Genomic DNA, 12,489 nt, shown 5'->3' with positions numbered 1-12,489 from the left:
TTTCCGGAGGTATCACTTTGAAACGTACTGTCAACGCCCCTAACGGGACCTTGAAGTGCGGCGCGACGATGTTGATTGCGCTGCAAGTGTTTGCGGGACTGCCACAATCCGCCTACGCCCAAACTGCTGTCCCCGAAACAAAGACCCCCATCAAGCACGTCATCATCATCATCGGTGAAAACCGTACCTTCGATCACGTCTACGCAACCTACAAGCCGAAGGAAGGCGAGACCGTCTCGAACCTCCTCTCCAAAGGCATCGTCAATGCCAACGGCAAGCCCGGCCCAAACTACTCCCTCTCCGCTCAGTTCTCGGCCCTCGACACCACCACCGCCGACAACGGAAAATATTCCAACAGCCCTCAGTTCAAGAGCATCTACAGCACGCTCCCGGCGGTGCTCGCTGGAGGTCCTGAAAAACCCAGCGTAACCAGCGCTCCTTTTACCACACTCAAGGTGGCCGAACTTGCGGACACCGGCCTCGCGGCTGGTTATGACAAATTCCTGTTGACTGGCGCAACCGGCATCGCTGGCGGCAAAGTCGACACCCGCATCACAAACGCAACCAACCTGCGCGAAGGTGTCTTCCAGCTCAGCGGACCCAAGATGCCATACGACGCCTACACCAACAGCCCCGTGCACCGCTTCTTCCAGATGTGGCAGCAGTTGGACTGCAACGCCGACTACTCCACCGAAGACAACGCCAGCGGCTGCTTGAACGACCTCTTCCCTTGGGTTGAAGTCTCGGTCGGCACCGGTAGCAACGGCGCCGCACTGCCAGCCAACTTCAACGAAACGACCACCGGCGAAGGCGCCACCTCCATGGGTTTCTACAACATGGCGCAGGGCGACGCTCCTTACTTCAAGAAGCTTGCTGACGAGTACACCATCAGCGATAACTTCCACCAGTCCGTCATGGGCGGCACCGGTGCCAACCACATCATGTTCGGCTTCGGCGATTCCATCTTCTACACCAACAGCAAGGGCGTTGCCGTCAGACCACCAACGAATCAGGTTGAAAACCCCAACCCCCAACCCGCCACCAATGACTTCTATGATCAGGATGGCTACGGCGGCGGCAGCTACGTCAACTGCGGCGACCTCAGCCAGCCAGGTGTTCCGGCAGTGACCAACTACCTCCAGTCCCTCAAGCGGCCAGTGAAGCCGAACTGCGTCAAGGGCGACTACTACCTCGTAAACAACTACAACCCCGGCTACAACGGCGACGGCACCCTCACGTCGCAGTTCTCGCCCTTCACCATTCCTCCCACCAGTCAGAAGAGCATCGGCGACGATCTAGTCGCTCACAAAGTTCCCTTCAAATACTTCGGCGAGAACTGGGACCTCTACGTGACCGATCCCACCGAGTCGAACTCGTTCGATGCGTATTGCAACATCTGCAACCCCTTCCAGTACCAGACCCAGTTCATGGGAACCCAGGCCGCCCGCCAGACCTACATCGCGGACACGACTGAGCTCTATGAGGACATCGACACCGGCAACCTGCCGCCAGTCTCCATCGTCAAGCCCAGCGGCATAAACGATGGTCACCCGGCGTCTTCCAAACTCGACCTCTTCGAAGGCTTCACCAAGAAGATCATCGACGGCGTCAAAGCCAACCCGACCCTCTGGGCCGACACTGCCATCTTCGTCACCTTCGACGAGGGCGGCGGATACTACGACTCCGGCTACATCCAGCCCGTCGACTTCTTCGGCGACGGTACCCGCATTCCTCTCATCGTTGTGTCGAAGTACTCCGTGGGCGGCCACGTTTCGCACGAGTACGGCGATCACGTCTCGCTCGTGAAGTTCATCGAGAAGAACTGGGGACTTCCGACCATCTCCGACCGCAGCCGCGACGACCTGCCGAACCCGATCCAGAAAGCCAGCAGCCCCTACGTCCCGACGAACAGCCCAGCAATCGGCGATCTAACGGATGACTTCCAATTCTCCTCTAAATAACAGCTAGTCTGATTTGCCCCCCTCTTCGACGGCCAGCCAAGCTGGCCGTCGAAGATACCTTTCAAATCTAAATAAATAACTCACTGATAAATCCAATGAATAAAACGATCCAACGTCTACAAAAACTAACGTCGAAGACTCTTCCTTCAGTGATCCTCCTCCTGGGAACTCTCTCCTCTTCCGTGCTCTACTCAGCGAGTCCTACATCTCTGCCGCAGTTTCGTATACGAGACCAATGGAACCTCGGCGGCACGGGCGGCTGGGGTTATCTCGTTCTTGATGCGCCTGCCCATCGTCTTTACATTCCCCGCACCAATCGCGTGATGGTCGTCGACACCGACACCGGCAAACTGCTCGGCGAAGTCGAAGGCATGAAGAACATCCGTGACATCGCCCTCGATGACTCCGGAAAATACGGCTACGTCACCGACCCGACCGACGGATCAGCCGGCTTTGTCCGCGTGTTTGACCGGTCGACCCTCAAGCTGGTCGCATCTGTACCCACCGGGGCCGTCCCCTCTGCCATCGTCTTCGATCCCTCTTCAAAGTCCATCTTCGCCTTCAATTCGCACAGTCACAGCGCAACCGTCATCGACGCTACGACCAACCAGGTCACCGCCACCATCCCGCTTGCAGGACGTCCAGGCTCAGCGGTCACAGATAGAAGCGGTACTGTCTTCGTGACCCTTCCGGCCCTCGGTGAGATTATCCGCATCGACGCTACCGCGAAGAATGTCTCGGCTTCCTGGCAACTAGCGCCGTGCACCGGGCCCAGCGGACTCGCAATCGACAGCGTCCGCCATCAACTATTCACAGCCTGCGAAGACCATAAGCTGGTCACCGTCAGTTCGGAAACGGGTCAAGTAGCCGCCATCGCAGACGGTCCCGCAAACGCCGGAGATCTAGACTTCGATTCGCGCCACAATCTGCTATTCGTCGCAGACACAACCGGCACGCTTTCCATCTTTCGCCGCGAGTCACTTCTCAAATATTCTCGGATACAGCAGGTCAAGACCCAACCCGGTGCCAGAACCATGATCGTCAGTCAAAATGACGCCAAAGCCTACCTGGTAACGTCCAGGTTCGGCAAGAACACAGACGCCGCGTCCGAAGAACTACAGTTCCGGCCCACTCCAGTTCCCGGCACTTTCTCCGTTATCGTAGTCGGCCGATAGCACGGAGCAACAGTAGTCAGATATAAGTGACGTGCACCTCAAACTCGGATCCTATCGCAGACTACGGCGCAACCAACGGCGGCGGCTGCCCCAACGAAACGTGTCGATACTCCGGCGAGTATCCAAGCTCACGCGCATAGTTCAATATCCTCTCGAAGTCTAAGCTGATCGTCGCGCCGGCCTTCTGCGTTACTTCATCTTCGATCGGAAGGTCGAAGTCATCAGCTCCATAGTTCAACCCAACAAGCGCATGCTCATTCTGAGTAAGTACCGAAGTACGAATTCTCGGAATATTGTCGAGGTAGATTCGACAAAGAGCAAGGTGGCGCAGATACTCCGCAGTCGTAATCTCGATACCACCAATCTGCGTGAAGTAGGGTTTATAAGTCCAGCAAAGAAAACTTCCCAGCCCTCCCGTCTCATCCTGAAACTGCCGCGCGCGCTCGAGATGCTCCAGCCGCTCTTCCAGGCTCTCGTCAAACCCAATCACCATCGTCGCTGTCGTCTTCAGGCCTCCGTCGACGATCGCCCTCTGCGCCTCAAAGTATTGCGCCACGGTGTATTTGAACTTTGAGTGTCGCGCGCGAAAATCCTCGGTCAAAATCTCCGAACCGCCTCCGGTAATCCACCGCACTCCAGCCTGCTTCAACCGCGCCGCAGCTTCGGCATAGCTCAGCCTCGCGTGATCGGCCAGGTACATGAACTCCGCAATCGTCAGAGCGTAGAACTCCAGCGCATCTCCATATCGTGCCCGAATCGCAGCGAATAAATCGCAGTAGTAACTCAGCGGCAGGTGCGGATTGAACCCTCCGTTGAACGCCGCCAGGTCCCCACCCAGCGCGAGCAACTCATCCAGCTTCGCAAATACTTCCTCGTGGCTCAACACGTATCCCCCATCTTGGCTAGGCAGTTTGTAAAAAGCACAGTAGTCGCATTGCGCTACACACACGTTCGTATAGTTAATGATCCGCATCACCATATACGTGCAGGAACCCGGAGCATGAAATCGCCCGCGCACCCCGGCCGCAAGCGAGCACAACTCGGCATCGGACGCGTTGTTCCAAAGCCACCGCGCCTCAGCCCGACCAATCCGGGAGCCCCGTGCGACCTTAGCGGCAATCTCTGAAAACGTAGTCGCAACAGAAGCGGCAATCTGGCTCATCTTTCTAGTGTAGTGCGCCGACGTCGGCCAGACCACTCGTAATCTCAAAGCAAAACTCGGGCACCACAAAAATGGGCCCGCAATTCGCTTGACACTCGAAGTTCAATTCAACTAGTGTCGCGGCGCTGCTATTGGGAGTCTCCGGCGAACGCAAACCGACCGCGTCGTTGACTCCAAACGAAACCAGCCAGTTTCTTCGAGGAGCCACTCATGAAATTCGCGGTTACCACACGGCGCTTTCTGCGCAAGGCACGGTCTCACTTCTTCATGCTTCTGCTGTGCGTCTTTGCAGCCGCTCAGGCCTTTGCGGCCATTCCGGCGGGGGACATACGCATCCACTACCACCGGCCGGATGGCAACTACGCTGGCTGGACCATCTATGCCTTTGATAACACAACGGAAAACACCGGCAACTATGGCGGTGGCCCAGTCCAGGTGACTGGCACGGACAGCTTCGGCGCGTATTTTGACGTCGGAGTCACCCCTGGCGCGCAAGAAGTTGGCATCATCATTCACAACCCAACGGCATCGGGCGGCGACCAGAAGGACACTCCCAACAATCTCTTTGTCGACCCCGCGACACAGGGTATCGAATACTGGGCGTACTCCGGGATAGCAAAGCTATATACCACTGCGCCCAGCCTGACCAATCCCACCGCTCTGCTGCCGGGATACGTCCGTGTTCACTACCACCGGACGGACGGCAACTACGCAGGCTGGACCATCTATGCATTCTTCGACACCACGGAGTTCACCGGCGACTACAACAGCGGGCTCGTACCTGCGACGAATACTGACGCATACGGAGTGTATTTTGATGTTGCGGTTGTCCCGAACGCGCAGAACCTTGGGCTGATCATTCACAATCCCTCTGCGCCAGGCGGCGATCAGAAAGACCTGGACCGAACGAGTTTGTCGATCCTTCTACCGAAGGCTTTGAGTACTGGGGCTACACCGGGATCGGCAAGCTGTACAAGAGCCAGCCAAGTCTGACCAATCCTAACGCGCTGCTGCCCGGGTACGCTCGCATTCACTACTTCCGGCCCGACGGGAACTATGCGAACTGGACCGTCTATGCCTTTAACGACACAGCGGAGTATACCGGCGACTTCAACGACGGACTGACCGGAGTGACCAGCCATGACTCCTACGGCGCCTACTTCGACATAAGCCTCATTCCCAATCCGAAGGACCTCGGATTCATCATCCACAACATCTCTACCGGGGTTAAAGATCCCGGGCCTGACATGCATCTGAATGTCGCCACCAATACCCAGGCGTGGGTGATCTCAGGCAACGCGACTGTCTTCACCACAACGCCGACTCCTACCCAGATACTGGATAGTCTGCTGAACGTGGAGCAGGCATACTGGCTCGATCGCCAGCGAGTCGCTATCCAGCCGCAATTTGCTCAAAGTGGCGATACCTTTGCGATAAGTTCCAGCCTCACCGGCGGCCTGTCTGTCACTCCCACCGGCGTTACTGGAGGCACCAATATTCCGCTCACTATTGGGGAGCCCTGACTGCGGATGAGTTGCTCCGCTATCCGCAGTTGAGTAGTTACACCGTCCTGCAGCTACCGGCGAATACTCCGCTTTCAACCTTGCAGACGGCGCTCGAAGGACAGCTTGCGTTTTCCGCAATCGGTTCGAATGGAACGCTGCAGTATGCCACAGGCATTCAGTTCGCTGGCGTTCTGGATGATCTCTACTACTACCCTGGCAAGCTGGGCGTCGTCTTTCACCATTGGGACGACAAAAACTGGCGCGATTGGCCCGACGACGAGGATTGCGCCGTGAAGCTAAAGCTCTGGGCGCCCACCGCACAGACTGTCTTCCTGCAACTCTTCGATCACGAATCCGATACGTCGCCTTCCGCCGTCGTCCCAATGCATGAGCACGATGGTGTATGGGTAGCGAAAGGTGACCCCAGCTGGAAAGATAAGTACTACCTCTACAGCGTGAAGGTGTGGGTATCAGCCGACGGCGCGGTGGACACCAATGTCACCAGCGATCCCTATTCGATCGACATTGCGTTGAACGGCACCAAGAGCAGAATCACGGATCTCGACTCCGACAAAACGAAGCCCGCGGGTTGGGACGAAGAAACGTCGCCTCAGCTACGAAGCGTCAGCGATATGAGCATCTATGAGCTGCATATTCGAGACTTCAGCGTGAACGATCTCACAGTTCCGCTGGCTCACCGCGGCATGTACGAAGCGTTTGAGGATCATGGTTCCGACGGCATGAAGCATCTTCGCTCTCTGGCCGAAAGTGGGCTCAAAGCAGTGCACATCTTACCCTCGTTCCACTTCGCCAGCGTGAATGAAGACAAATCGAAATGGATCATTCCTTCGGGTCTCGGGGAATTTCCACCGGATGGCCAGCAACAGCAGGCAGCAGTAACCGCAAGCCAGACCAGTCCCGCCTACAACTGGGGTTATGATCCCGTCCACTACATGACGCCGGAAGGTAGTTACGCGATCGATCCCGATAACCGCGTGCGTGAATATCGAGTCATGGTCGACGGTCTGCACAAAGCCGGACTTCGCGTGGTTCAGGATGTGGTCTTCAATCACACGAATGCCAGCGGCGAGGGGCCCAACTCCAATCTCGACGAGGTAGTGCCAAACTACTATCACCGCCTCGATGCGAATGGAAACCTCGAAACAGGTTCTTGCTGCCCGGATACTGCAAGCGAACATCGCATGATGGAAAAGCTGATCATCGACACCCTCGTGCTCAACGCAAGGGACTATAAGATCGATGGTTTCCGCTTCGACATCCTGAGCTTCATGTTCACTTACAACGTGCAGGCCATACAGCAGGCCCTGCAGGCGCTTAATCCCGAGAAAGACGGTGTCGACGGATCGAAGATCTATTTGTATGGAGAAGGCTTCAACTTCGGAGATACCGCGAACAATCAGATAGGCCCCAATGCCTCGCAGATTAATCTTTATGGTTTCGGCGTTGGCACCTTCAACGATCGCATCCGCGATGGCATCCACGGCGGCAGCCCGTTTACTGACGAGCGAGTGCAGGGCTTTGCCACAGGACTCTTCACCGACCCCAGCGATTACACCAACTCAAATCCGCCGCTAAACGGTCAGCAAAATCAGTTGCTGCAGTACTCTGACTGGATCGACGTAGGACTCACAGGAAATCTGCGCGACTACAGCTTTATCGACAGCGCCGGGGCGACAGTAACCGGAGCCCAGGTGCTCTACAACGGACAACCAACCGGATATACCAGGAGCCCAATCGAGGCAGTGAACTACGCGTCCGTCCACGACAATCAGGACCTCTTCGACAAGGTCCAGCTAAAGTCGAGCTACAACGACAACATTGCTACTCGTGCCCGCAGGCAGGTGATAGGCATGAGCCTCGTAACCCTCGGGGAAGGAATTCCCTTCTTCCAGGCAGGCGATGATCTGCTTCGCTCCAAGGACATGGACCAGAACAGTTACAACTCCGGAGACTGGTTCAATAAGATCGACTGGAGCGGTAAGACCGCAAACTGGGGCATCGGTTTGCCCATCGCAAGCCAGAACCAGGCCCAGTGGCCGATCATGATGCCACTGCTCAGTAACTCTGCCTACACGCCGCTTCCAGCAAATATCGCATACAGTAAAGCGGCGTTCAGCGAATTGCTGCGGATTCGCTACAGTTCAGAGTTGTTCCGCATGCCCACATTCGAGGAAGTGCAGCGCAACCTGACGTTTCTGAATACCGGTTCAAACCAGACGCCGGGGCTGATCGTAATGAAGCTCGATGCGAATGGCGGGAGCTACGGAATCTACAAACACATCGTGGTGGTCTTCAACGCAACCAATGCGTCCGTAACCTTTACCAACACTCATCTGCAGGGCTTGGGCCTCCATCTGCACCCGGTGCAGCGAAGCTCAAGCGACCCGGCAACTAGGCAGTCCACGTTCAACTCCAAAGAAGGAACCGTTATCGTCCCGGCGCTCACAACCGCTGTCTTTGTCGCCGAAAGCGAGTAGGCATCTATCGCCCACAACTGATGTCCGTCTGACCGTTTCAGAACCCGTGAATCAAAAGAGCTCAGAGTCGGTGGCACGGATTTCAGCTCTCGACGAGGTCTACTCCGTGCGCAGCGCCTTTATCGGATCGACTCGAATCGCGCTCCGTGCCGGAATCGCACATCCGATCAGGGCGACCATGGCGAGAAGAATCGCGATAGACCCGAAGGTCAGCGGATCATCAGGTCTGATCGCAAACAGCATGCTGGCCAAAAGTCTCGTTGAGAACATCGCCACGATAGCTCCTGCGGCAATTCCGGCGACTACTGGAGTCATGCCACGCATCAGCACATTGTGCAGAATCTCCTCCTTGGGAGCGCCAAGTGCAATTCGTATCCCAATCTCCCTGGTCCTCTGAGCCACCGCCAGCGCAAGTGTTCCACTCACCCCCACCACTGTAATGAACAATGCCAGTGCCGCAAACAGACCTAGAAGCGTGGCCGTCACCCGCGGTGTTCCCAACTGTGCACTTCGTAGCTGATCCAACGTCCGCATCTCGGTCACCGGCTGGTGCGGATCGATCTGGTGAATGACATCGGCGATCCGGTTGGCCGTGTACATCGGATACACACGCGTTCGTACCAGCAGGTGTGCGTCGGTAAGAGTAGGAGACTGATCCTGCGGCAGATAGATTCCCTCTTTCGAATCCTTATCAAGTCCATACTGATGGACACTGCTCGAAACTCCGACGACAGTGATCCACGTCTTACCGTTGTCTGTCGACACGTGACGGCCGATCGGATCTTCCGTAGGCCAGTAATGTTTTGCCATACGTGCGTTCACGATAGCTACGGCGGGAGAGTTTTCCGTATCTCCGTCCGTAAACGAGCGCCCGGCAAGAATCGGCACACCAAGTACGCGAAAGTAGTCGGGACTTGCTAGTTCAAAGTCCACCTGTGGCATCAACTCGCCGGGGTTCAAAGGCCGCCCCTCCAGCAGCACGCCTCCCGTCATTGTGCCCATGTTGCTGTTGAGCGGGACCATCACGCTCACTGCAGCGCTCTCGACTCCGGGCAGTCCCGTTACACGATTCAGCACCTGGTGGAAAAACTGATTCAGCTCTGTGCGCTTCGCATATTTGGTCCAATCTAAACTGATACGCATTGAGAGCACATTCGCGGTCTTGAATCCCGGGTCAACTGACAGCAGCTTGTGCAAACTCTGCAACATCAATCCCGCACACATCAGCAGCACGAAGGAGAGAGTTACCTGCACCGCAACCAGCGCCTGACGAGCCCGCGTCACTCCTCCGCTCCCAACTGATCTTTCGCCAGAGCTGGTCAGAACACTCAGACGATCGCGGCTGGCCACAAATCCAGGAAGTGCTCCAAACATCACGCCCGCAATAACCGAGAGAGCAGCTACAAACAAGAACACCCGGCCATCGAGATGAATCTCTCCCGACAGCGGTGTCATTCGTGCCGCGTAAGCAATCAACAGCTTCGATCCAACCGCCGCAATTGCGAGTCCCAACACCCCTCCTGCAAGCGCCACTACCATGCTCTCAGTCAGAAGTTGTCGAAAGATGTCCCAGGAGGTCGCACCTGTAGCCATGCGAATAGCCGTCTCCTGAGATCGGCGAAGTTGTCGCGAAATGGCCAGATTCGCCAGGTTCGCGCACGCCAGCAGCAGCACCAGTCCGGCCGCTCCCAGCAGAGTCAGAAAAGTGGGCCGCGCCGCATGAGTCAGTTCCTGCTCCAGACCCGTCATCTGTGTTGAGACTCCCGCGCCTGACGGGTACGATTTCGGATAGGTAAGCGCCAGCCGATTCGTGATCGTAGCCAGATCACTCTGCGCCTGTGTTGTTGTCACCCCCGGTTGCATCCGCGCGAAGACCGCGACCATCCGCATATCCCGGTCCGCGATCATCTTCGGATTGGACCGGAAGGGGCAGGACGTCGTCGGCATGTAAACATCGTTTGCGTCCGGATACTCCGGAAGCGGCGGGAGTACCCCAACGACTGTATGAACGCGATCATTCATCTCGAACGTTCGGCCGAGTATCTTAGGATCCCGGCCAAAATTCTTCACCCAGTACGCATAGCTCAACACCAGCACAGGCTCAGCCTTCGGGCTCTCGTCTGCTGGTGTGATGAGCCGCCCCAGCACAGGCTTCACTCCCAGCACGTCAAAGAAGTTCGCAGAGACCACCCCTGTACTCACCCGCTCCGGTACCTTTGCTCCAAGCAGGGTAAAGGTCATCGAATGATATTCGGCCAGGTCGGAGAACACGTGATTCAGTTGGCGATACTCCTCGACCTCCTGCACAGAGAATCCAATCGGATCCGTTCCGATGCGCGCTGCCGTCTGTTCAACATGCACGATCTGCGTCGGCTTCGTATACGGTAGAGGCGCAGCAGCACTCCATTAATGACAACAAAGATCGCAGCATTCGCACCGATACCAAGGCCGAGCGTCAGAATCGCCATAAACGCATATCCTGGACTGCGACGGAGCGTTCGCCATGCATAGCGAATGTCGCGAAGTATATTTTCCAGCGGCGCAATGCTGTTCCTCTTCCAAAGGTCCTCGCGAACATGCTGCGGAGAACCGAACTTCACATAAGCCTGCCGCCGTGCTTCCTCTCTGCTCATTCCGCGAGCCAGATTCTCATCGCATTCCAGAGTAAGATGATTCTCCATCTCGAGACTCAACTCTGCATCGCTTAGCTGTCTCTTGAAAAATCTGCGCAAGCTCATCTGAGTTCCTTTCGCGTTACAAATCCCCCATGACGAGGCCGATTGCACGCACCATCTGCCGCCAGCGATTCGTCTCCCGCGCCAGCTGTTTCTTTCCTGCCGAAGTAAGTCGATAAAACTTCGCTTTGCGACTGTTTTCGCTTGTGCCCCAATACGACTGCAGCCACTCCCGATCTTCAAGCCGATGAAGCGCCGGATACAGGGATCCCTGTTCCACCTGCAGCACGTCCTCGGACGTCTGTTCGATCACGCGCGCGATGGTGTGGCCATGCGCCGGCCCCATCACGAGCGCCTTGAGGACCAGCATGTCCAAGGTTCCCTGAACCATCTCGCTGTCTTGTTTTTTCATTCGCTCCAAACCCAGTCTCCACTAGAACGTCTATGGGGAGAAAGATAACACCACTCGACGTTCTATGGGAAGCAACAGAATTTCAGGCGCGCCTTCAGAAGCGATAGAAGCAGTGGAGGAAACGCTCAGCACGCGTCATATGGTACTTCCAACTCTTCTTCTACTCCATGGCCAGACTAAGATACCGAAACTACCTCAAAGCCAGCCAGCCCCACCACAATTACCACCCGTTAGCCACAGCAAGCGGTCGATCAGGCAGTAGCTTTGATCGGAGGCCCAAGAAACTCCACTCCCCAGCTCGCTCCATAAGCATTCAACACCGACTGCTCCGGACGACCGGCCTTCATAATCTCTCCCAAGCCAACGAAAAACTTCATCGCATCCATCGCCGGCAGCAGCAACACCAGTTGCCGCGACGGACGCTCGCTCACATTCACGAAGGTATGCGCCAAGCCTCCCGGCACACTGACAACATCTCCCGCTGTAGCGCGAAATCTCTTCCCCTCCACTTCATACAGATACTCTCCTTCAAGTACCCGAAACACTTCAGTCTCAGAATGACGATGCAGCGGCGGCCCAAACCCTGGCGCATTCACCGTCTCCATCAAAGTAAGCGCCTCGCCGGTTGCATCATGTGGCAGCCGCACCGCAAGCTCAAGCCCCATCGCGGGAATCTTCACCATCGAAGGTTCATCGGGGGCGGAATGAAAAAACTGAAACGACATAGCGATACATCCTCCTCGTATTCACTTATCCGTATCCTCAAACGCATACCTGCCTAGCGCAAACGGACGCGAAACCGCCGGCTTGCTGTCCAGCGGATAAGACGGATAAGGATCGACGGTCCCTGTAGGGAAACCCCAGATCTTCCCGGTCCGCAGATCCACAACGACCTTCCCATAGACCTGCCCCGTCCCATCTGGATACCGCAGATTCTGCACCCCCGGCTCAATGTAGAGCGCATGAGCCGGAGACGAGTCAGCCGCAACCGGTGGTGGTGACACATATGGCCTCGCAGCGATCGCAACCAACGCTATCGCAATCACGGCCAGAAGAACATTTGTCAGCACATCTTTTCTCACGAGAACCTCCCTTACCAAC

General features: G+C 56.4%; 11 protein-coding genes. 5 read left to right on the top strand and 6 right to left on the bottom strand.

All coding sequences use genetic code 11. The annotated features are described in order from the left end of the window. The first annotated feature begins 17 nt into the window (after positions 1–17). A complete protein-coding gene (locus RBB80_RS17200) occupies positions 18–1,961 on the top strand; it encodes an alkaline phosphatase family protein (RefSeq protein ID WP_433963722.1) in 1,944 nt (647 codons plus the stop codon). Positions 1,962–2,056: 95 nt separating this feature from the next. Next, a complete protein-coding gene (locus RBB80_RS17195) occupies positions 2,057–3,136 on the top strand; it encodes a YncE family protein (protein WP_433963721.1) in 1,080 nt (359 codons plus the stop codon). Between the two features lie 61 nt (positions 3,137–3,197). Here the strand turns inward: RBB80_RS17195 and RBB80_RS17190 are convergent, their stop codons facing one another. Further along, positions 3,198–4,298 (bottom strand): radical SAM protein, encoded by a 1,101-nt coding sequence (locus tag RBB80_RS17190; protein ID WP_433963720.1) that lies wholly within the window; start codon positions 4,296–4,298, stop codon positions 3,198–3,200. A 210-nt stretch (positions 4,299–4,508) separates the two neighbouring features. Between RBB80_RS17190 and RBB80_RS17185 the strand changes: the two genes are divergently transcribed. The 3 genes from RBB80_RS17185 to pulA all read left to right on the top strand — a co-directional run bounded on the left by RBB80_RS17185 (position 4,509) and on the right by pulA (position 8,301). Next, positions 4,509–5,291: a pullulanase-associated domain-containing protein gene (locus RBB80_RS17185; RefSeq protein ID WP_433963719.1), complete on the top strand. Its 783-nt coding sequence runs from the start codon at positions 4,509–4,511 to the stop codon at positions 5,289–5,291. A gap of 137 nt (positions 5,292–5,428) precedes the next feature. Next, positions 5,429–5,821, top strand: coding sequence for a pullulanase-associated domain-containing protein (locus RBB80_RS17180; protein ID WP_433963718.1), 393 nt, complete (start codon positions 5,429–5,431; stop codon positions 5,819–5,821). Between the two features lie 11 nt (positions 5,822–5,832). Continuing rightward, the gene (gene pulA, locus RBB80_RS17175) at positions 5,833–8,301 is read left to right on the top strand and encodes a pullulanase-type alpha-1,6-glucosidase (RefSeq protein WP_433963717.1); all 2,469 of its coding nucleotides are present in this window, start codon (positions 5,833–5,835) and stop codon (positions 8,299–8,301) included. Positions 8,302–8,400: 99 nt separating this feature from the next. Here pulA and RBB80_RS17170 read toward each other — a convergent pair whose 3' ends face one another. From RBB80_RS17170 to RBB80_RS17150, 5 genes are all read right to left on the bottom strand, one after another. Beyond that, on the bottom strand, positions 8,401–10,662 hold the full coding sequence (locus RBB80_RS17170; protein WP_433963716.1) for an ABC transporter permease: 2,262 nt from the start codon (positions 10,660–10,662) through the stop codon (positions 8,401–8,403). Next, positions 10,578–11,039 (bottom strand): permease prefix domain 1-containing protein, encoded by a 462-nt coding sequence (locus RBB80_RS17165; protein WP_433963715.1) that lies wholly within the window; start codon positions 11,037–11,039, stop codon positions 10,578–10,580. The genes RBB80_RS17170 and RBB80_RS17165 overlap by 85 nt, the downstream gene beginning before the upstream one ends. Before the next feature lie 16 nt (positions 11,040–11,055). Continuing rightward, a complete protein-coding gene (locus RBB80_RS17160; protein ID WP_433963714.1) occupies positions 11,056–11,388 on the bottom strand; it encodes a PadR family transcriptional regulator in 333 nt (110 codons plus the stop codon). A 251-nt stretch (positions 11,389–11,639) separates the two neighbouring features. After that, complete coding sequence (locus tag RBB80_RS17155) at positions 11,640–12,113, bottom strand: cupin domain-containing protein (protein ID WP_433963713.1); 474 nt, start codon at positions 12,111–12,113, stop codon at positions 11,640–11,642. A 21-nt stretch (positions 12,114–12,134) separates the two neighbouring features. Further along, positions 12,135–12,470 carry a hypothetical protein gene (locus RBB80_RS17150; protein WP_433963712.1) on the bottom strand — a complete coding sequence of 112 codons (336 nt, stop codon included), beginning with the start codon at positions 12,468–12,470 and terminating at the stop codon, positions 12,135–12,137. Positions 12,471–12,489 lie beyond the last annotated feature (19 nt).

It is taken from the genome of Tunturiibacter gelidiferens, assembly GCF_051013345.1.
Lineage (GTDB): Bacteria > Acidobacteriota > Terriglobia > Terriglobales > Acidobacteriaceae > Edaphobacter > Edaphobacter gelidiferens_A.
This window is presented reverse-complemented; position numbering and strand designations above follow the sequence as displayed.

Excerpts from the sequence above, each read along its gene's own strand:
- RBB80_RS17190 (WP_433963720.1), bottom strand. The coding sequence starts at position 4,298 with ATGAGCCAGATTGCCGCTTCTGTTGCGACTACGTTTTCAGAGATTGCC.
- RBB80_RS17160 (WP_433963714.1), bottom strand. The coding sequence starts at position 11,388 with ATGAAAAAACAAGACAGCGAGATGGTTCAGGGAACCTTGGACATGCTG.
- RBB80_RS17195 (WP_433963721.1), top strand. The coding sequence starts at position 2,057 with ATGAATAAAACGATCCAACGTCTACAAAAACTAACGTCGAAGACTCTT.
- RBB80_RS17155 (WP_433963713.1), bottom strand. The coding sequence starts at position 12,113 with ATGTCGTTTCAGTTTTTTCATTCCGCCCCCGATGAACCTTCGATGGTG.
- RBB80_RS17185 (WP_433963719.1), top strand. The coding sequence starts at position 4,509 with ATGAAATTCGCGGTTACCACACGGCGCTTTCTGCGCAAGGCACGGTCT.
- RBB80_RS17165 (WP_433963715.1), bottom strand. The coding sequence starts at position 11,039 with ATGAGCTTGCGCAGATTTTTCAAGAGACAGCTAAGCGATGCAGAGTTG.